We start from the raw sequence: 19,594 nt of genomic DNA, 5'->3' as shown, positions 1-19,594 counted from the left end.
CATGAGCGAAGCTTGCGAGCGAATCATCATTACCGAATCCGGTGGCGGAGCCTGCGAGGCCACCGCATGACTCAATGGACCAGCGCTGATCTGCCCTCGTTCACCGGCCGCAGCGTCGTCGTCACCGGAGCCAACAGCGGCCTCGGGCTGATCACCGCGCGGGAACTCGCCCAGGTCGGGGCCAAGGTGATCCTGGCTGTGCGCAACCTGGAAAAGGGCACCGCCGCGGCGGCGACGATGACCGGTGGCCCGGTTGAGGTGCGCAAGCTCGACCTGCAGAGCCTGGCCTCGGTGCGCGAATTCGCCGACACCGTCGAGACAGTGGATGTCCTGGTGAACAACGCGGGCATCATGGCGGTCCCGCTGGCACGGACCGCCGACGGGTTCGAGAGCCAGATCGGCACCAACCACCTCGGCCACTTCGCGCTGACCAACCTGCTGCTGCCGAAGATCGCCGACCGCGTGGTCACGGTGTCGTCGATGATGCACTGGACCGGATACGTCAGCCTGAAGGATCTCAACTGGAAGGCCAGGCCGTATTCGGCGTGGCTGGCCTACGGACAGTCGAAGCTGGCCAACCTGATGTTCACCTCCGAGTTGCAGCGGCGGTTGACCGCATCGGGCTCGCCGGTGCGGGCGCTTGCCGCACATCCGGGGTACTCCGCGACCAACCTGCAGGGCCAGACCGGTAACCGGTTCGGCACCAAGGTGTGGACGACTGCGAACCGGTTGATGGCCAGCGACGCCGACTTCGGGGCCCGTCAAACGCTTTTCGCGGTGTCCCAGGATCTGCCCGGCGACACTTTCATCGGGCCGCGGTATGCGCAGTTCGGCCCGAGCCAGCCGGTCGGCCGCAGTCCGCTGGCCCGCAAGGTTGAGACGCAGAAGGCATTGTGGGAGCTGTCCGAGGAGCTCACCGAGACGTCGTATCCACTGTAATTTTTGGCCAGGGTCCGGTTCTTGCTACCCTGACCAGGCGTCACGGCGAGGGTGGACCTGGTGGGCCACCGTTATCGGCGGGAACTTCTCACAAGATGTTGCGACCCTGGCCGTGCTGACGATCTGACCGCAGTACAGGAATAGAGGAGCAACACATGGCCAACACGGCCCCCAACAAGCTGACCGCCACGGTTCGTACCCGCACGGGCAAGGGCGCATCCCGCCAGGCCCGTCGCGAAGGCAAGGTGCCCACCGTGCTGTACGGCCACGGCACCGATCCGCAGCACCTGGAGATCAGCGCCCACGAGTTCTCGGCGGTCCTGCGTAAGACCGGCACCAACGCCGTGCTGACGCTGGACATCGAGGGCACGGAAGCGCTGGCCCTGACCAAGGCGCTCGACATCCACCCGATCCGGCGCAACATCCAGCACGCCGATCTGCTCGTGGTGATGCGCGGCGAAAAGGTGACCGTCGAGGTCGCCGTCCTCATCGAGGGTGACGCCACTCCTGGCACCCTGGTGACCCAGGACGCCAACACCATCGAGATCGAGGTCGACGCGATGGCGATCCCCGAGCAGCTCGCCCTGTCGATCGAGGGCGCCGAGGCCGGCACCCAGTTCACCGCAGGCCAGATCGAGCTGCCCAAGGGCGTCAGCCTGGTCTCGGATCCCGAGACCCTGGTCGTCAACGTCGTCGCGGCCCCGACCGCCGAGGATCTCGAGGCCGAGGGTGCGGGCGAGACCGCCGAGGCCCCGGCCGCGGAGCCTGAGGCCGAGGCGGCCGAAGAGTCCGCCGAGTAGTTCTCGGTGGCCGAGCCGCTCCTGGTGGTGGGCCTGGGAAACCCCGGGCCCGCCTACGCCAAAACCAGGCACAACCTCGGCTTCATGGTCGCCGATGTGTTGGCCGGGCGGATCGGCTCGGCCTTCAAGGTGCACAAGAAATCCGGCGCCGAGGTGGTGACCGGGAGGCTGGCCGGCGCACCGGTGGTACTGGCCAAGCCGCGGTGCTACATGAACGAGTCCGGCCGTCAGGTCGGGCCGCTGGCCAAGTTCTACTCGGTGCCTGCCGATCGCGTGGTCGTCATCCACGATGAGCTCGACGTCGACTTCGGCCGGATCAGGCTGAAGTTCGACGGCGGCGTGGCCGGGCACAACGGTTTACGGTCAGTGGCTTCGGCGTTGGGCGGCAACGGTTTTGCCCGCGTCCGGATCGGCGTCGGCCGTCCGCCGGGACGCAAGGATGCGGCGGCGTACGTGCTGGAGAACTTCAGTTCTGCTGAGCGGGGTGAAGTCCCGACGATTTGCGAGCAGGCCGCCGATGCGACCGAGCTGCTGATCGCCCAAGGGCTCGAGCCGGCCCAGAACACCGTGCACGCCTGGTAGCGCTCCACTTTTCTGCGCGAACGTGCGCGTCTGGTAGCGCTCCACTTTTCTGCGCGAACGTGCGCGTCTGCTGGTCGACACGCCGCGTCTCGGCAGCATTCCGCGCCCGCTCGCACGCGATGAGCGTGCGCGTACCGCCCCGTATCTAGCGCGCAAATGCTGGCCGTTGCGCCGTAAAGAATCCGTTCACGAGGCAACTCGGCGCCGCGGATACGGGTACACCGAAGGTATGAATACCGATCGATCGCACCCCGGCGTGCTGCAGCGCTGCCGTGAGCGATTGCTCGACGGCGCCCGCGCCTGGGGGTCGGTCGAGATCCGCCCCGGCCGATTCGGCATCGTTCAGTACCGCCTGGTGGTCTATCCGCCCGGATTGAGTCGCTCGGAACGCCGGTGGGTACGGCTGGCGCGGGGCTGGCCGGTGTGGGGCATCCTGCTGTGGCTGCTGTGCGAGATCTGGCTGTCCGGGTCGATGGCACCGTGGGCGGCGTTCGGCGTCTCGACCGCGGTATCCGCCGGTGCCGGCATCGCCGCGGCCGCCATGGCCGGGGAGGCTCGCGGGCGGGTGCGCAGCCTGGTGGTGACGACGATGGCCGGTTACGACGATCCGGAGACGCGTGCCAGCCGCGACCGGCTCGACGAGCTGGCCGCTGCCCTGCTGGAAGCCGATGACCGGCTGGCCCGGCAGGAGATCAGCGTCGTCGACCATGAGCTGAGCTGGTGGCGGGTGTACAACCTCTTGCGGGACGACGCCGAGTCCTCACACCGGGCCGCTTGATGGGCGACATGTTCGAGGTGTTGGCATTGATGGCCGCGCCCGTGGTTCTGCTGCTCGCAATGCGTTGGTACGTCGTGCGGCAGAACCGGGCAGCCGAGGCGCACGCTGACCCGCGGCGACCGTGCACTAACCGCCGCCCGTGAACGGTGTGTCGCCCGGCAGACCCGCACGCTCGCGAGGCAAAGGGAGCTCGCGAGGCAAAGGGAGCCTCCGAGGCAAAGGGAGCGCTACGGAGTGGTGACGAGCGAGACCGAGTTCGCGCGGCGGAGCTTGCCCGACGGCGTCTTCGGGATGGTGCCGGGTCCCAGCACGACGACGTTGCGCGGGCGCACGTCGACCTCGGAGACCACCTCGTGGGCCACCTGATGCTCGATGCGACGCACCTCGACCGGATCCTGCCACGCGTTGGATTCCACTGCGACAGCGAAGGTTTCGCGAGAATGTCCGGCATCGAGGCGCACCGCGACAGCGCAGCCGGGGCGCACGCCCTCGACACGGCCCGCGGCCCGCTCGATGTCGGTCGGGTAGATGTTGCGCCCGGCCATGATGATGACGTCCTTGACGCGGCCGCAGACCACGATGTGGCCGTTCTCCATCTGGTAACCCAGGTCGCCGGTGTCGTACCAGCCGTGCTCATCCTGGGCAGGCAGGAAGCCACCCATCGTGATGTAGCCGGGGGTCAGCGATTCCCCGCGAAGCTCGATGACGCCGACACCGCGGGCAGGCATGACGTCGCCGTGCTCGTCGACGACGCGGGCCTCCAGGTCCGTCAACAGCGGGCCCAGTGAGGCCAGCCGCTTGGTGTTGCCCTTGGTGGCGGGCACGGCGCGCCGCAGGGCAGCCAGCAGGTCGGCGTCGACCTCGTCGACCACCAGACCGGCATTGCACGGGGAGAAGGACACCGCCAGGCACGTCTCGGCCATCCCGTAGGCCGGCAGGATCGCCGACGACTTCAGCCCGAACGGCTTGCCCGCGTCGAGCAGGTCCTCGACATCGGCCGGCTCGACGGGCTCGGCACCCGACAGCGCGAATCGAAGCGTCGACAGGTCGAAGTCGCCCGGCTTGGCCTGGCGCCGCAGCCGCTTGGCCAGCAACGCGTAGGCGAAGTTGGGCGCCGCGGTCATGGTGCCCTTGTACTTGTCGATGAGCTTGGCCCACAGCAGCGTGTCGCGCAGGAAGTCCATCGGGGTGACCTTGACCAGCTCGGCACCGAAGTACATCGGGATGGTCAGGAAGCCCACCATGCCCATGTCGTGGAAGCACGGCAGCCAGCTGACCATGACGTCCTTGTCAACCTCGTACTCGGCGCCGATGAACATGGCCTCGGCGTTGGAGTAGATGTTGCGGTGCGTGATCTGCACGGCTTTGGGAGACCCTGTGGAACCGGACGTCAGCTGCATGAGCGCCAGATCGTCTTCACCGGTCTCGACGGGGTCGATCGGGTCGGTGGCCAGCAGGTCGGAGACCTTGAGGACCCTGATGCCCTTCTCTTCGAGCACGGGGATCGCCACAGTGAACGGCTCGGAGACGATGACGGCGTCCGCCTCGATCATTCCGATGACGTTCATGGTGTCCTCGGCCCACACCGCCAGGTCTGTCCGCGGGGTCGGCTGGTGCAGCATCGTCAGGCTCGCCCCACGCATCCAGACGCCCTGCGCGGTCGGCGCGATCTCCACCGGGTAGCCGGCCAGCACGCCCACGGCATCGCCGTGGCTGATGCCTGCGGCGGCCAGGCCGCCGGCGACACACCGGGCCCGCTCGTGCACCTCACCCCAGGTGTGCCGCACCGGCTCATGCGGTTCGCCGGTCACCATGCCGCGATTGCTCTCGCGGGCGTTGCGGTACATCTTGTCGGTGAATCTGCTCACGACGACCTCCTCGAAACCGGCGCCATTGCCCGGTTATCCATGCTCCGCCCCGTGAGCGGCGCTTTTGGATAGGCGCGCGCGCACAATTGGGAAGCAGTTATGTCTCGGTTCGGTGATGGCCTCCGGATGGGCACAGCCGTCTCCCGCAGCGTTGCGGGAGCCGCGGCTCCGGTATTGGCCACACGGCTGTGCGACCGCCCGCCCACAAGTACGGCGGGCGAGTAAGTCGCGTCCGATGCTTGACCGCTAGCTTTCACCGTCGATCATCTTAAGAGACCCTTAAGTAACTGCCAAACTGTCGTGACAATTGAGGCGTGCGTCACACTCGTCGGCGGCGGGTCGAACCGGCTCAGATCGACGGCGACGGGGCCGGGACGACGCGCGCGCCGTGCACCGGACCACTGGCCACCCGGACGGTCCGGCACACGCCGGCCCCCGACAGCTGAGCACCCACATCCACCGCCGCCGTCGACGACGGACACAGGAATGCGCACGTGGGCCCGGACCCCGACACGATGCCGGCCAGTGCGCCGGCCTCGACGCCCGCCCGCAGGGTCCGGCGCAAGTCCGGATACAGGCTCAGCGCAGCCGGTTGCAGATCGTTGCCCAGCAGCGACGCCAGTTCGGCGGGATCACCGGAGGCCAACGCGGCCAGAACAGGCTCGGGCTCCTCGGCACGCGGTAGCTCACCGCGAGCCGCGTCGGCCCGCAGCCGGTCCAACTCCCCGAAGACCTTCGGGGTCGACAGCCCGCGACGGGCGAACGCCAGTACCCAGTGAAACGTGTTGCGGGCGAGCACCGTTGCAAGCTCCTCACCGCGCCCGGACCCCAACGCCGTACCGCCGTGCAACGCGAACGGCACGTCGCTGCCCAGCTGGGCGGCCAGGGCGTGCAGATCGCGCCGCGGCACACCGAGCTCCCACAGCGTGTTCATCGCCACCAGTACCGCCGCCGCGTCGGCACTGCCGCCTGCCATGCCGCCGGCCACCGGAATCGATTTCTCGATACTGATCGCGACATCCGGCGCCCGGCCGACGTGGTCGGCCAGCAGCTCGGCGGCCCGCCACGCCAGGTTGCGCTCATCGGTGGGCAGCGACTCCGCGCCCTCCCCCGACATCGTCAGCGACAGCACGTCGGCGTTGCGCACGGTCACCTCGTCGAGCAGCGACACCGCATGAAAGACCGTGGTCAGATCGTGGTAGCCGTCATCTCGCAGGTCTCCGACGGACAGGTACAGATTCACCTTGCCGGGTACGCGCACGGTGACCGATCCGGTGGGGACCCACTCGGATGCGGTACTGCCGTCAGATGCGGACACGGCCACGACACTATCGCCGTCGGCCCGGTCACTGCCGGTGAACCTAGGCTGTGAGCGTGGAGCCCGGCTCACCCGCCATCGCGGGATACTCCGTCGAGGACGTGTTGGGCCGCGGCGGCTGGGCCGTGGTGTACCGGGCGAGCGACCCTGCCGGCCGCACAGTCGCGCTGAAAGTCCTCGACGAGCAGCACCGCAAGCCCGATCAGCTGGCGCGGCTACAGCGCGAGTTCGACTTCGCCCGTCGGCTCGAGCATCCCAACATCGTCACGGTCTACGACACCGGCCCGGGTTGGCTGGCCATGGAACTCATCGTCGGTGCGACGGCCGGCGCGCTACCCACCACGAGTGACCGGATCAGCGCCCTGGTCCAGATCGCCGCAGCGCTGGACCACGCGCACCGGCGCGGAATCGTCCACTGTGATGTCAAGCCCGCCAATGTCCTTGTGAACGAGCCGTTCTCGAGGGCCGTCCTGATCGACTTCGGCGTCGCGCACTCTGTCGCCGAGGACGTGGCGGCGCGTCTGTCACACGACCCCATCGGACGACTCACCCTCGACCCCGCCAAACGCATCACCCATCAGGCACCGGAGCCACGCACTCCCGTTCAGGCGTCGCTCCCGTATTCGGCACCCGAATTACTCACGGGCCGAGCACCTTCGGCAGCCACCGACCAGTACGCGCTGGCCTGCACGGCGGTCGAGCTGCTGACCGGTTCACCGCCGTTCACCGCGAAAACCGCTGTGGGCATGGTCGAGGAGCAGCTGTACAGTGCGCCACCGAGGATCTCGCGGCAGACCTCGTGGATCCCGCACGCCGTCGATTCGATCCTCGCCAAAGCCATGGCGAAAACCCCGGATCGGCGCTATGAGTCGTGCACCGAGTTCATCAACCTGATCGCCGAAGCGCTTCAGTTTTAGGTCGCGCGGATCTTCTCCCCGGCTGCGTCTTCACCCGCGGCTTCCTTGGACCGCTGCAGAAGCCGGACGAAGTCGGCGATGGCCAGCGTTTCACCACGACGCGACGGGTCGATGCTGGCAGCCAGCAGTCGCTCCGCCGACTCGTTGCCCGAGCCCGCCCAATCCGCGAACGCGTTGCGCGAGGTCTTGCGACGCTGCGCGAACCCGATATCGATCAGGTTGAACACCTCGTCGCGGAACTCCGCGTCCATCGGCCATGCCGGTGCCTCGTGCCGGTCCAGCCGGACCAGCCCGGAGTACACCCGCGGAATCGGCCAGAACACCGTCGGCGAGACCATGCCGTGCCTGCGCACGTTTCCGTAGAAACGCATCTTGGCACTCGGCACGCCGTACTCCTTGCCGCCCGGTTCGGCAGCGAGGCGTTCGGCGACCTCGGCCTGCACCATGACCATGACCGTCCGGATGGACGGGAATTCGGCCAGCAGATGCAGCAGCGCGGGCACCGCGACGTTGTAGGGCAGGTTCGCGACGAGTGCTGTCGGCTGATCGATGAGATCGGCCGGCATCAGCGTCAGGATGTCCCGGTTGAGCACGGTGAGCCGGTTGATCTCACTGTGCGAATGTTCGGCGATCGTGGTCGGCAACTGCCGCGCCAGCAGCGGATCGATCTCCACTGCGGTGACGTGTGCACCCCGATCCAGCAGTGCGAGTGTCAGCGATCCGAGCCCCGGCCCGACCTCGAGAACGTGGTCTTGGCGATGGACGCCGGAAGCCGACACAATTCGCCGAACTGTGTTGGCATCGTGGACAAAGTTTTGTCCAAATGATTTGCGTGGCCGAAAGTCGATCTCTTTGGCCAAGCGTCGTATCTCGGTCCGCCCGAGCAGTCGAATAGTCAGCGCGCCCCAATCCTCCCGCTACACGTCGGCCAAGCTCCCCACCCTTGCCGGGCCTGCGTCACCGTAGCAATCGCAATCTGCTCTTCTCTTGTCGCCAAGTCGGCTCTCGGAGCATACCGCAGACCGCCCTGTCGCTCCCAGGTGTTTTGGTCAAATTGGACGCCGCCGTAAAATCCGTTGCCTGTATTAATGGCCCAATTACCTCCCGCTTCGCACTGCGAGAGGGCATCCCAGGTGGCCCCGTTTGTAACCGGTGGCACCTCGGTGCCGGGCTTTGCGCCCACCCGCAGCACACCGTCGCGGGCCGGTTCGATGACGACATTGGCTACTGGCAACCTGCCAGTTTCCACTCCGTTAACCTTTGCAATGGCAAATGTTACGTCCTGGCTGCCCGGCGCACCGGGGTCTTCCACGATCTTTCGACTCATGTTGAGCGTGACGTCCTCGATGCGCTTATTGCCCGGCGCCAGCGGCACCCGCGCGGTGACCTTTTCGATGCGCATTCGGGTCACCCGGACTGCCATTCCCTCGACGACCGGTGCCGAGGCGGGCGGAACCACGGTGTCGTTCTGCTCCAGCGGGGCGCCTGCGGCCTGCAGCAGGCCGGCCACGTTCGGCGCGGCCAGGTGCACCGTGGACGCCACGCCGCCGTCGTTGATGTGAACGGTCTTGGGGCTCACCACGGGCAGCGCCATGCCCGCCAGGGGTACGCGGCTGCCGCGTGACGCCGCGGCCGGGGCCTTGTCGGTCATCCGCAGTTGCGCGAGCGCCTCGTCGACCGTCGAGGCGGTGGTCCACACCTGCTTGCTGTCCTGGCCGTCGAGCGAGACCTGCAGCGGTCGACTACGACGCAGCACGATCTTTTCGGACTGGTGCACCGTCTGCTCGGCGGCGGGATAGAGATCGTCACGTTCGCCGACGTCGAACCCGTTCTCCTCGACGACGTCGATCACCCGGGACTTCATGGTCGTCACGGTCATCGGCGCGCCGTCGACCGTCAACGTCACGGTCTTGTGGGACGAGACCGCGAAACCGCCGGCTGCGACGAGGGTGACCAGCACGGCACCCACGACACCACGGAGCATCGGCGATCGCGATTCATGAAGTTTGTTCAGTGCGTCCACAGTTCTCCCCGGTGTTGACGGCAGAGTTCACCGCTGCCAGTCAAGCGGATGATCACAAGACGGTAACGAAAAGCGTCCTGACTAACAAACTAGGACCGGCAACTCTCGTCAAGCCCGTAGACACGCGCCGCAGTGGCCGCGGTCTCGGATGCGACCTCCTGGGCCGGCCGGTCCAGCAACTCTGCAAGTGCCCGCACAGTGTATGGCAGGCAGTACGGCTCATTCGGCGCCCCGCGGAACGGATGGGGAGTCAGGTAGGGCGCGTCGGTCTCGACGAGCAGCTGCCCGGCCGGGATCAACCGGGCGGCCCCGTGCAGTTCACGGGCGTTTTTGAAGCTCACCGTGCCGGACAGGCTCAATACCCAGCCCGCGTCGATGCAGGTGCGTGCCATCTGCGGCCCCGACGAAAAGCAGTGGAAGATCACAGTCTCCGGCGCCCCTTCGGCGCGCAGCACGTCGAGCACCTCGGCGTCGGCGTCGCGATTGTGGATCATCAGCGGCTTGCCGGTGCGCTTGGCCAGATCGATGTGCCACGCGAAGCCGTCGCGCTGCTCCTGCGGCGTCGCGCAGCCGTCCAATCGGCCGGGCCAGTACATGTCCATCCCGGTCTCCCCGACCGCGACCACGCGCGGATGGGCAGCCAGTCGCTCAAGGTCTGCCTTCGCGTCGTCGGTGAGCGCGTTGGCGCGGGTCGGGTGCAGCGCCACGGCGGCATACACCCGCTCATCGGCGTCGGCCGCGGTGGTCGCCCAGTGCGCCGCCGCCAGATCGTCGGCGATCGTGACAAGCCGCTGCACGCCGACGGCCGCCGCGCGGTCCGCGATCGCCCGTACATCGTCGGCGGTTTCGGCCCCGCACGCGTCGAGGTGGGTGTGGGCGTCGACCAGTGGCGCCAACGGCTCTGGGGCGGGTGGCCTCTCCCTGGCTGAACGCTGCGAGCTTTTTGTCACCACACCCCCGAACAATAGAGTGGGAGCCCTGATGAGCAAGTCTTTGTCTTCCCCCGGCGCGGGGACGCGCGCCCCCGAGGCCTACTACATCACTACGGCCATCGACTATCCCAACGGTGCGCCGCACATCGGTCACGCGTACGAGAAGACCGCCACCGACGCGATCGCCCGGTTCAAGCGGCTCGACGGATTCGACGTGCGGTTCCTCACCGGCACAGACGTGCACGGGCTCAAGATGGCCGAGACCGCCGCCGCCGAAGGCATCCCGACCGCAGACCTCGCGCGGCGCAACTCGGATGTCTTCCAGCAGATGCAAGAGAAGCTCGACGTCTCGTTCGACCGGTTCATCCGCACCTCCGACGCCGACCACTACGAGGCGTCCAAGGAGATCTGGAACGCGATGTTCGACTCCGGTGACATCTACCTGGGCACCTATGCGGGCTGGTATTCCGTGCGCGACGAACGTTTCTTCGCGGAGGACGAGACCGAATTGCGTGACGGCGGCACACGCGTCGCCATCGAAACCGGCACGCCCGTCACCTGGACCGAAGAGCAGACCTACTTCTTCAAGCTGTCGGCCTACGCCGACCGGCTGCTCGCGCACTACGCGGCGCACCCCGAGTTCATCGGGCCCGACGTCCGCCGCAACGAGGTGGTCAGTTTCGTCTCGGGCGGATTACGCGATCTGTCGATTTCGCGGACCACGTTCGACTGGGGCGTTCCGGTCCCCGACCATCCCGACCACGTCATGTACGTATGGGTGGATGCGCTGACCAATTACCTGACGGGCGTGGGCTTCCCAGACACCTCCTCGGAGGCGTTCGTCAAGTATTGGCCGGCCGATCTGCACATGATCGGCAAGGACATCATCCGGTTCCACACCGTGTACTGGCCGGCGTTCCTGATGTCGGCCGGCATCGAGCTTCCGCGACGGGTCTTCGCGCACGGCTTCATCAACGTCAAGGGCGAGAAGATGAGTAAGTCGGTGGGCAACGTAATAGACCCAGTTGATCTGGCGGATCGATTCGGAGTCGACCCCGTGCGCTACTTCCTGTTGCGCGAGATCCCGTTCGGCCAGGACGGCAGCTACAGCGAAGAGGCCATCATCGGGCGGATCAACGCCGACCTGGCCAATGAGTTGGGCAACCTCGCGCAGCGCTCGCTGTCCATGGTGGCCAAAAATCTCGACGGCGTGGTGCCGGATCCCGGTGAGCTGAACGCCGATGACACCGCCATGCTGACCGCTGCCGACGGTCTGCTCGCGCAGGTGCGCGCGCACTACGACATCCCGGCCATGCACCTTGCGCTGGAAGCGATCTGGTCGGTGCTGGGGGCCGCGAACAGATACTTCTCCGCCCAGGAGCCTTGGGTGTTGCGCAAGTCCGATGCCCCGGCGGATCAGGAACGTTTCCGCACGGTGCTGTACACCACGATGGAGGTGGTTCGAATAGCGACGCTGCTGCTGCAGCCGGTGATGCCGGAGTCGACGGCCAAGCTGCTCGACCTGCTGGGCCAGCCCGGCGACGAGCGCAGCTTCGCCGCGCTCGAAACCCGGATCAAGCCCGGTGTTCCATTGCCTGCGCCCACCGGCGTGTTCCCGCGGTATCAGGTGGACTGACATGCCACTTCACGAGAGACTCCAGGCCATTTATGAAGAAGTGGCGCAGCGCAATGCGGGCGAGATGGAGTTCCATCAGGCCGTGTACGAGGTGCTCAACAGCCTCGGCCCGGTCGTCGCCAAACATCCGGAGTACGCCGACGGCGCGGTGATCCGCCGGCTGTGCGAGCCCGAGCGCCAGATCATTTTCCGCGTGCCGTGGCTCGACGACGCCGGCGCCGTGCAGATCAATCGGGGTTTCCGCGTCGAGTTCAACTCGGCGCTGGGGCCGTTCAAGGGCGGGCTGCGGTTTCACCCGTCGGTCTACCTCGGCATCGTCAAGTTCCTCGGATTCGAGCAGATCTTCAAAAACTCGCTGACCGGGCTGCCGATCGGCGGCGGCAAGGGCGGATCGGACTTCGACCCGAAAGGCCGCTCCGACAACGAGATCATGCGGTTCTGCCAGTCCTTCATGACCGAGCTGTACCGCCACCTCGGCGAGTACACCGATGTGCCCGCCGGCGATATCGGCGTCGGCATGCGTGAGATCGGTTATCTCTTCGGGCAATACAAGCGGATCACCAATCGCTACGAATCCGGCGTGTTCACCGGCAAGGGGCTGACCTGGGGCGGATCACAGGTCCGCACCGAGGCCACCGGGTACGGCACGGTGTTCTTCGTCGACGAGATCCTGCGTGCCGCAGGACAATCGTTCGACGGCAAGCGGGTGGTGGTGTCCGGTGCGGGCAACGTCGCGATCTACGCGATCGAGAAGGTCCACGCGCTCGGCGGGACCGTGGTCGCGTGCTCGGATTCCAGCGGCTACGTCCTCGACGAGAAGGGCATCGACCTCGACCTGCTCAAGGAGATCAAGGAGGTGCGCCGGGGCCGTATCGAGGAGTACGCCGAAATACGGGACGGCACATGTCAATTCATCCCGGGCGGCAGCATATGGGAGGTGCCGTGTGAGATCGCCCTGCCCAGCGCCACCCAGAACGAGGTGTCCGGCGCCGAGGCTGAGCAGCTGATCGCCTCGGGCTGCCGGATCGTCGCCGAAGGCGCCAACATGCCGTGCACCCCCGAGGCGGTGAAGCTGTTCGACGAGGCCGGGGTGACGTTCGCGCCAGGAAAAGCCGTCAACGCGGGCGGCGTGGCCACCAGCGCGCTGGAGATGCAACAGAATGCGTCGCGCGACTCGTGGACGTTCGACGACACCGAGGCGCGTCTGGCCGAGATCATGCGACGGATCCACGGCCGCTGTCTGTCCACCGCCGACGAGTACGGCCAGCCCGGCAATTACGTGGCCGGGGCGAATATCGCGGGGTTCATCCGCGTTGCCGACGCGATGCTGGCACTCGGCCTGGTGTAGGCAGCCAGCGGTCGGCAAAACTCCGCCCGGATGTGCGGTTTCATACGCGGCTCGCGCAAGAGTGCGTATCGGTTCGCACAATCGCGGTTGCGAAGAAAGTGACGCTCGTCACGCCCTGTCACATTCCGGCGGCGCGCGGTGTCTTGAGGGCACAAGCCCTTGGAGAACAGGAGACATCATGAACCAGCCACATGTGATCGTCATCGGCGGCGGATACGCAGGCGTACTGGCCGCCAACCACCTGCAGAGCGATCCCCGCGTCAACATCACGCTCGTCAATCCGCGGCCCGAGTTCGTCGAACGGATCCGCCTGCACCAGATGGCCGCCGGGAACTACGAAGCGACCCAGGCCTACGACAAGGTGCTCGGTGATCGGGTCCGGCTGCGTGTCGACGGTGCCGCCCGCATCGATGCCGAGATCCGCCAGGTCGAGCTGACCTCGGGCGAGGTGCTGGATTACGACTACCTCATCTACGCCGTCGGCAGCACGGCCGGAGTGCCTGCCTCGGTGCCCGGTGCAGCCGAATTCGCCTATCCTGTCAGCGAATTCGAGGACGCCCAGCGGCTGCGCACCCGACTGCAGGATGTGCCGGTATCGGCTCCGATGGTCGTGGTCGGTGGCGGGCTCACCGGAATCGAGACCGCGGGCGAGTTCGCCGAGGCAGGCCGCCGCGTCACGCTCGTCACCGATGTGGTCGGGGCGTCGTTGGGCGCCCAGGCGCGTCGGTCGGTGGTCAAGGCGCTGACCAAGCTCGGTGTCGCCATCATCGACGGCCCGGACATCCTGGTCGCCGGCGTCGAGCCGGATGCGGTTCTGATGGCCGACGGGAACCGGCTGCCCAGCGCCGTGACCGTGTGGACGACGGGCTTCGGGGTGCCAGGGTTGGCCGCGGCCAGCGGGCTGACCACCGACGGGCTGGGCCGGCTGCACACCGACGAAACCCTCACCAGCATCGACGATGACCGCATCGTGGCGGCAGGCGACGCCGCCTCACCGTCGGGTGTTCCGCTGCGGATGAGCTGCCAGGCCGCGGGCCCGATGGGCATCCAAGCAGCCAACACCGTGCTGGCCCGGATCGCGGGTAACGAGCCCGCGGCGTTGAACCAGGCCTTCACCGGCCAGTGCGTGAGCATCGGGCGCAAGTACGGGACCGTGCAGATCTCGCACTCCGACGACCGCCCACGCAGGATCTACATCGGTGGACGCACCGCTGCCTTCATCAAGGAGCAGGTGTGCCGCGGAACGGTGATATTCCTGGGCAAGGAAGGACGTAAGCCCGGCTCGTACTTCTGGTTCAAGGGCGGCAATCGGGAACGCCAGGTCGCCGAGGCATACAAGGAGACGCTGGTCGGCGCGGACACGAGGAGCAACGAAATCTGATGACGTCACCCAGCGCAGGAAACTCGACCGAGCACGCCGAACGGTTCACGCTTCTGAGGCCGTTGCTGTTCACCATCGCCTACGAAATACTGGGCACGGCAACCGAATCCGACGATGTGCTGCAGGAGAGTTACCTGCGCTGGGCCGAGGTGGATCTGGCTACGGTGTCCGACACCAAGGCCTATCTGGCCAAGCTCGTCACCCGGCAGGCGCTCAACGCGCTGCGCGCTGAATCCCGGCGGCGCGAAGACTATGTGGGCCCGTGGTTGCCCGAGCCGTTGCTGCTCGATCATCGCGACGGGGCAGCCGACGTGGTGCTCGCAGAGTCGGTGTCGATGGCCATGCTCGTGGTGCTCGAGACGCTGACGCCCGACGAGCGAGCGGTTTTCGTGCTTCGCGAGGTGTTCGGCTTCAGCCACGACGAGATCGCTTCAGCGGTAGGCAAATCCGCGAGCGCGGTGCGGCAGATGGCGCACCGCGCCCGCGAACACGTGCAATCGCGGCGCAAGCGGTTTGAGCCCGTCGACCCGAAGGTGTCGACAGAGATCACCGAGCGGTTTTTCGAGGCGGCCTGGACCGGAGACATGGACGGGCTGCTGAAGCTGCTAGCCCCCGACGTGGTGTGGACCGCCGACGGCGCAGGCAAGCGCAGCGCCGCCCGCAGGCCCATATCGGGTGCCGATGCGGTGGCCAGGCTCATCATCGGGCTGATGCGGGTGGGTGGCGAGTCCGCCCGCGTCGAACCGGCGATGTACAACAACGCCCCCGCGCTGAAGCTGTACCTGGGCGACAGCATGGAGGGAGTGATCACCGTCGAGGTCGCCGACGGAAAGATCACCCACTTCTACGCCATGCGCAATCCGGACAAGCTCACCGGCATCGACATCCCCCGGACGATCAGCCGCTAACTTTCCCCTCGCCTTGCCCCGGCGAGCAGACACAAACTCGCATGTAATCCCCCGCATTTGTGCGATTTTGCGTCTGCTCGCGGAAAGCCGCAAGCTAGCTGCATGCGGATCGAGCGGCTCGGCGCCCTGGGCGACGCGCCCGGGGTGCTGCGTCGCGTCGCCGCCGCCGCGTCCCATGCGGGTCTGGCGCCGCCGGCCGCATTGATCGGTGACTGGTTCGGTTCCCTGGCGGTCATCGCTCCGTCGGTTACCGCCGCTCCCGTCGATGCAGCCTTCGACGTACCCCCCGGCACCGACGGCAGCGCTGTCGGCGGCGGCTGGTTCGGCTATCTGTCCTACCCCGACCCGGGTGCGGACGGTGCGTCGCCGCGCGTTCCCGAGGCCGCCGGCGGGTGGTCGGACTGCGTACTGCGCCAGGACGTCGACGGCGACTGGTGGTTCGAAAGCCTCAGTGGCGCAGCGCTTCCCGCGTGGCTTCAGAACCTGCCCCCCGCGCCGCCCCAGCCGTACGCCCTGAACTGGGCACCACCGGACCGAGAACGCCACCGCGACGGGGTGATCGCCTGCCTGGAGGCGATCGCGGCGGGCGAGGTGTACCAGGCCTGCGTGTGCACACAGTTCACCGGGCACATCGACGGAGCACCGCTGGACTTCTTCGTCGACGCGGTAGCCCGCACGGCGCCAGCGCGCGCTGCCTATGTCGCGGGCGAGTGGGGTGCGGTGGCGTCGCTGTCCCCGGAGCTGTTTCTCCGCCGGCGCGGCACCTCGGTGACCTCCAGCCCGATCAAAGGGACCCTGCCGAGTGACGCCGATCCGGCGGGCCTGCTGGCGTCGGTCAAAGATGTCGCCGAGAACATCATGATCGTCGACCTCGTCCGCAACGACCTGGGCCGAGTCGCAGTGACCGGGACCGTGACGGTGCCCGAACTGCTCGCCGTGCGGCCCGCGCCCGGGGTGTGGCATCTCGTCTCGACCGTCACCGCCCAGGTCTGCACCGACGTCCCGATGGCCGCCCTGCTCGACGCCACGTTCCCCCCCGCATCGGTGACCGGTACACCCAAGATCAGGGCCCGCCGGCTGCTGCGCTCATGGGAACCCGCGCGACGCGGGGTCTATTGCGGCACAGTGGGTTTGGCCTCTCCAGTCGCGGGCTGCGAGCTGAACGTCGCGATCCGCACCGTGGAATTCGACGCCACGGGGAACGCCGTCCTCGGTGTGGGTGGCGGCATCACCGCCGATTCCGACCCAGACCGCGAGTGGGAGGAATGCCTGCACAAGGCGGCCTCAATCGTCGGGGCCCGCACTGTGGTAGTCAATCCGGTATGACTACACCCGCCGACATCCCCCGCGCACTCAACGACTTCCCGTCGGATGCGCCGGTCCTGATGGTGAACCTGCTGAAGTTCAAGGAGCCCAACGGTCTGGACAGCTATTTGAAGTACGGCGCCGGGGTGGCGCCGCTGTTGGAACGTGCCGGGGCGAAGGTCCGTTACGGCGGGTCCGCGCCCGCGGTTCTCCTCGGAGACGACGCGAAGCCCTGGTGGGACGTGATTCTCGTCGTCGAGTATCCGACGCCCGCGGCATTTCTTGAGATGGTGACCAGCGAAGCGTATGCGGCCGTCCACGTGCACCGTGCCGAGGCGCTTGAGCGTGGTGAGCTGATCGCGACGTCGGAATGGTCGATCACTGCGTAGACCGCGCGCGCAGCACCGCGTCGTAGAGCTCGCGACGGGAAGGCGCCCCGGGATTGGCGGCGATGACCTGTGCGCACGCATCCTTGACCCGGGCGCCGTCCTCGACCAATTCCTCGACCTCGGCCACCAGCGTGGGCAGATCGGTTGTCGGGGTGGCGCCGGCGAGCACCACGGTGATTTCCCCCAGCACGCGCTCGGTGGCCCACTCGGCCAGCTCGGCCAGCGTTCCCCGGATGATCTCCTCGTGCGTCTTGGTCAGCTCCCGGCACACCACGGCTTTCCGCGTCGAGCCCAGGGCGTCTACAGCGTCGCGCAGCGTCTCGGCCAACCGGCGCGGGGATTCGAAGAACACGCTCGTGCGCTGCTCGGTGGCCAGGGCCCGCAACCAGGTCATCCGGGCGGCGTGCTTGCGGGGCGCGAAACCCTCGAAGCAGAACCGGTCCGATGCCAGGCCCGATACGGCCAGCGCCGTCGTGACCGCTGAGGGGCCGGGCAGGCAGCTGACCGTCAGGCCAGCCTCGACACAGGCGCCCACGAGTCGGTAGCCCGGGTCGTTGATCAGCGGCATTCCGGCGTCGCTGACCACGAGCACCGTCGCGCCCGACTTGATCTCTTCCACCAACCCGGGCACCCGGCTTGCCTCGTTCTGGTCGAAGAAGCTGAGCACGCGACCCGTCGGGCTGACATCCAGCGCCTGGGCCAGCGTGCGGATGCGTCGGGTGTCCTCGGCAGCGATGATGTCGGCGCTCTTCAGCGCCGCGACCAGCCGTGCCGACGCATCAGATGGCTGGCCCAGCGGTGTAGCGCCGATAAGCAGTTTGCCGGAGGTCACGCCCGACAGCCTACGATCGCTTGCGTGAGCGCCCCTGCCACCGATACGCCGACGGCCGGTCGCTCGGTCCCGCTGATCAGTCCGGCGCCGGTGATTCCGGTACCCGATTTCGGTCCGATCGACCGGTTGCAGGGCTGGGCGATGACGGCCGTCATCACCGCACTGGCCGCGGTCACCCGCTTCATGAACCTGGGTTCCCCGACCGATGCCGGCACGCCGATCTTCGACGAGAAGCATTACGCACCCCAGGCGTGGCAGCTACTGCACAACCACGGCGTCGAGGACAATCCCGGCTACGGGTTGGTGGTGCACCCGCCGGTGGGCAAGCAGTTGATCGCCATCGGCGAGTGGCTGTTCGGCTACAACGGTTTGGGCTGGCGGTTCTCCGGAGCGGTGTCCGGCGTGCTCCTGGTATTTCTCGTGGTGCGGATCGCCCGGCGGATCAGTCGCTCGACCCTGGTGGGCGCGATCGCCGGACTGCTCTTGATCGCCGAGGGCGTCAGCTTCGTGTCGGCCCGCACGGCGCTGTTGGATGCGTTTCTGACGATGTTCGTCGTGGCGGCCTTCGCCTGCTTGATGGTCGACCGCGATCAGGTCCGCGAACGTATGTACTACGCGTTCATCGAGGGACGCATTGCCGAGACGCCATGGGGGCCGCGGCTGGGCGTGCGATGGTGGCGGTTCGGTGCTGGCGTGCTGCTCGGATTGGCTTGTGCGACAAAGTGGTCCGGCCTGTACTTCATCGCGTTTTTCGGCGTTATGACGCTCGTGTTCGACGCCATCGCGCGCAAGCAGTACCACGCGCCGCAGCCGTGGCGGGGAATGCTGCGGCGCGACGTCGGCCCGGCGGTATACGCGCTGGGGCTCATCCCGTTCGCGGTGTATCTGGCGTCGTATGCGCCGTGGTTCGCCTCCGAGACCGCGGTCGACCGCCACGAGGTCGGCCAGTCGATCGGCGAGGACAGCATCGTGCCACTGCCCGATGCGGTGCGCTCACTGTGGCACTACACCTATGCCGCCTTTCGGTTTCATTCCGGGCTGACCAACGCCGACGGCAACCACCATCCGTGGGAATCCAAACCGTGGACCTGGCCGATGTCGCTGCGGCCGGTGCTGTACGCGATCGACAACCAGGATGTGTCCGGCTGCGGGGCACAGTCGTGCGTCAAAGCCGTGATGCTGGTGGGCACTCCTGCCATGTGGTTCATCGCGGTGCCGGTGATCGGTTGGGCATTGTGGCGCGCGGTGGTGCGACGCGATTGGCGCTACGGCGCTGTGCTGGTCGGCTACTCGGCGGGTTTTCTGCCCTGGTTCGCCGATATCGATCGGCAGATGTACTTCTTCTACGCCACGGTGATGGCGCCTTTCCTGGTGCTGGCGATAGCCCTGATCCTCGGCGACATTCTGTACAAGCCCAACCAGAATTCGGAGCGTCGAACATTGGGGCTTCTGGTGGCGTGTATCTATGTGGCAGTGGTCATCACGAACTTCGCGTGGATGTACCCGATCCTCACCGGCCTTCCGATTTCGCAGGCAACGTGGAACCTGCAGATCTGGTTGCCCAGTTGGCGGTGAGCGGTTGGCTGCGGCTGCACGCCGTTTCGACACCAGGGCTGTAGATCGCGTGGCATAACGACC

At 67.0% G+C, this 19,594-nt stretch carries 18 protein-coding genes; 12 read left to right on the top strand and 6 right to left on the bottom strand.

Annotation, left to right across the window (positions count from 1 at the left end):
- The first annotated feature begins 66 nt into the window (after positions 1–66).
- From ABQF30_RS21265 to ABQF30_RS21250, 4 genes are all read left to right on the top strand, one after another.
- On the top strand, positions 67–939 hold the full coding sequence (locus tag ABQF30_RS21265) for an oxidoreductase (protein WP_448467435.1): 873 nt from the start codon (positions 67–69) through the stop codon (positions 937–939).
- A 155-nt stretch (positions 940–1,094) separates the two neighbouring features.
- On the top strand, positions 1,095–1,739 hold the full coding sequence (locus tag ABQF30_RS21260) for a 50S ribosomal protein L25/general stress protein Ctc (RefSeq protein ID WP_448467433.1): 645 nt from the start codon (positions 1,095–1,097) through the stop codon (positions 1,737–1,739).
- A gap of 6 nt (positions 1,740–1,745) precedes the next feature.
- A complete protein-coding gene (pth, locus tag ABQF30_RS21255; RefSeq protein WP_448467431.1) occupies positions 1,746–2,321 on the top strand; it encodes an aminoacyl-tRNA hydrolase in 576 nt (191 codons plus the stop codon).
- 229 nt (positions 2,322–2,550) lie between these two features.
- Complete coding sequence (locus ABQF30_RS21250; protein ID WP_448467429.1) at positions 2,551–3,099, top strand: DUF6611 family protein; 549 nt, start codon at positions 2,551–2,553, stop codon at positions 3,097–3,099.
- Between the two features lie 227 nt (positions 3,100–3,326).
- On the opposite strand, the gene ABQF30_RS21245 is transcribed toward ABQF30_RS21250, so the two are convergent.
- Together ABQF30_RS21245 and ABQF30_RS21240 are read right to left on the bottom strand one after the other, a co-directional pair.
- Positions 3,327–4,967, bottom strand: coding sequence for a fatty acyl-AMP ligase (locus ABQF30_RS21245; protein ID WP_448467428.1), 1,641 nt, complete (start codon positions 4,965–4,967; stop codon positions 3,327–3,329).
- A 349-nt stretch (positions 4,968–5,316) separates the two neighbouring features.
- A complete protein-coding gene (locus tag ABQF30_RS21240) occupies positions 5,317–6,285 on the bottom strand; it encodes a 4-(cytidine 5'-diphospho)-2-C-methyl-D-erythritol kinase (protein WP_448467427.1) in 969 nt (322 codons plus the stop codon).
- A gap of 56 nt (positions 6,286–6,341) precedes the next feature.
- Between ABQF30_RS21240 and ABQF30_RS21235 the strand changes: the two genes are divergently transcribed.
- Positions 6,342–7,202 carry a serine/threonine-protein kinase gene (locus tag ABQF30_RS21235; protein ID WP_448467426.1) on the top strand — a complete coding sequence of 287 codons (861 nt, stop codon included), beginning with the start codon at positions 6,342–6,344 and terminating at the stop codon, positions 7,200–7,202.
- On the opposite strand, the gene rsmA is transcribed toward ABQF30_RS21235, so the two are convergent.
- The 3 genes from rsmA to ABQF30_RS21220 all read right to left on the bottom strand — a co-directional run bounded on the left by rsmA (position 7,199) and on the right by ABQF30_RS21220 (position 10,175).
- Positions 7,199–8,101 (bottom strand): 16S rRNA (adenine(1518)-N(6)/adenine(1519)-N(6))-dimethyltransferase RsmA, encoded by a 903-nt coding sequence (gene rsmA, locus ABQF30_RS21230; protein ID WP_448467797.1) that lies wholly within the window; start codon positions 8,099–8,101, stop codon positions 7,199–7,201. The two genes, ABQF30_RS21235 and rsmA, sit on opposite strands and share 4 nt — an antisense overlap.
- Entirely contained in the window at positions 8,098–9,225 is a 1,128-nt protein-coding gene (locus ABQF30_RS21225) for a resuscitation-promoting factor (protein WP_448467424.1), read from the bottom strand. Before ABQF30_RS21225 ends, rsmA begins: the two co-directional genes overlap by 4 nt.
- A gap of 89 nt (positions 9,226–9,314) precedes the next feature.
- Positions 9,315–10,175 (bottom strand): TatD family hydrolase, encoded by an 861-nt coding sequence (locus tag ABQF30_RS21220; protein ID WP_448467795.1) that lies wholly within the window; start codon positions 10,173–10,175, stop codon positions 9,315–9,317.
- A gap of 31 nt (positions 10,176–10,206) precedes the next feature.
- Between ABQF30_RS21220 and metG the strand changes: the two genes are divergently transcribed.
- The 6 genes from metG to ABQF30_RS21190 all read left to right on the top strand — a co-directional run bounded on the left by metG (position 10,207) and on the right by ABQF30_RS21190 (position 17,124).
- Positions 10,207–11,793: a methionine--tRNA ligase gene (gene metG / locus ABQF30_RS21215; protein WP_448467423.1), complete on the top strand. Its 1,587-nt coding sequence runs from the start codon at positions 10,207–10,209 to the stop codon at positions 11,791–11,793.
- A gap of 1 nt (position 11,794) precedes the next feature.
- Positions 11,795–13,141, top strand: coding sequence for an NADP-specific glutamate dehydrogenase (gene gdhA / locus ABQF30_RS21210; protein WP_448467421.1), 1,347 nt, complete (start codon positions 11,795–11,797; stop codon positions 13,139–13,141).
- 178 nt (positions 13,142–13,319) lie between these two features.
- Complete coding sequence (locus ABQF30_RS21205; RefSeq protein ID WP_448467419.1) at positions 13,320–14,522, top strand: NAD(P)/FAD-dependent oxidoreductase; 1,203 nt, start codon at positions 13,320–13,322, stop codon at positions 14,520–14,522.
- Entirely contained in the window at positions 14,522–15,430 is a 909-nt protein-coding gene (locus ABQF30_RS21200) for an RNA polymerase sigma-70 factor (RefSeq protein WP_448467417.1), read from the top strand. The genes ABQF30_RS21205 and ABQF30_RS21200 overlap by 1 nt, the downstream gene beginning before the upstream one ends.
- 102 nt (positions 15,431–15,532) lie before the next feature.
- Positions 15,533–16,756, top strand: coding sequence for an aminodeoxychorismate synthase component I (locus ABQF30_RS21195; protein WP_448467415.1), 1,224 nt, complete (start codon positions 15,533–15,535; stop codon positions 16,754–16,756).
- Positions 16,753–17,124 (top strand): DUF1330 domain-containing protein, encoded by a 372-nt coding sequence (locus ABQF30_RS21190; RefSeq protein ID WP_448467413.1) that lies wholly within the window; start codon positions 16,753–16,755, stop codon positions 17,122–17,124. The genes ABQF30_RS21195 and ABQF30_RS21190 overlap by 4 nt, the downstream gene beginning before the upstream one ends.
- Here ABQF30_RS21190 and rsmI read toward each other — a convergent pair.
- A complete protein-coding gene (gene rsmI, locus ABQF30_RS21185; protein ID WP_448467411.1) occupies positions 17,114–17,956 on the bottom strand; it encodes a 16S rRNA (cytidine(1402)-2'-O)-methyltransferase in 843 nt (280 codons plus the stop codon). The genes ABQF30_RS21190 and rsmI overlap by 11 nt on opposite strands.
- 24 nt (positions 17,957–17,980) lie before the next feature.
- Between rsmI and ABQF30_RS21180 the strand changes: the two genes are divergently transcribed.
- A complete protein-coding gene (locus ABQF30_RS21180) occupies positions 17,981–19,531 on the top strand; it encodes a dolichyl-phosphate-mannose--protein mannosyltransferase (protein ID WP_448467409.1) in 1,551 nt (516 codons plus the stop codon).
- Positions 19,532–19,594 lie beyond the last annotated feature (63 nt).

The organism is Mycolicibacterium sp. XJ870 (assembly GCF_053483975.1).
The sequence above is the reverse complement of the archived record's forward strand: the minus strand, read 5'-3'. Positions and strand labels throughout refer to the sequence as shown.

What these genes read in the sequence shown, in the direction of transcription:
- ABQF30_RS21265 (WP_448467435.1), top strand. Translation starts at nt 67, where the DNA reads ATGACTCAATGGACCAGCGCTGATCTGCCCTCGTTCACCGGCCGCAGC.
- ABQF30_RS21260 (WP_448467433.1), top strand. Translation starts at nt 1,095, where the DNA reads ATGGCCAACACGGCCCCCAACAAGCTGACCGCCACGGTTCGTACCCGC.
- ABQF30_RS21250 (WP_448467429.1), top strand. Translation starts at nt 2,551, where the DNA reads ATGAATACCGATCGATCGCACCCCGGCGTGCTGCAGCGCTGCCGTGAG.
- metG (WP_448467423.1), top strand. Translation starts at nt 10,207, where the DNA reads ATGAGCAAGTCTTTGTCTTCCCCCGGCGCGGGGACGCGCGCCCCCGAG.
- gdhA (WP_448467421.1), top strand. Translation starts at nt 11,795, where the DNA reads ATGCCACTTCACGAGAGACTCCAGGCCATTTATGAAGAAGTGGCGCAG.
- ABQF30_RS21205 (WP_448467419.1), top strand. Translation starts at nt 13,320, where the DNA reads ATGAACCAGCCACATGTGATCGTCATCGGCGGCGGATACGCAGGCGTA.
- ABQF30_RS21200 (WP_448467417.1), top strand. Translation starts at nt 14,522, where the DNA reads ATGACGTCACCCAGCGCAGGAAACTCGACCGAGCACGCCGAACGGTTC.
- ABQF30_RS21195 (WP_448467415.1), top strand. Translation starts at nt 15,533, where the DNA reads ATGCGGATCGAGCGGCTCGGCGCCCTGGGCGACGCGCCCGGGGTGCTG.
- ABQF30_RS21190 (WP_448467413.1), top strand. Translation starts at nt 16,753, where the DNA reads ATGACTACACCCGCCGACATCCCCCGCGCACTCAACGACTTCCCGTCG.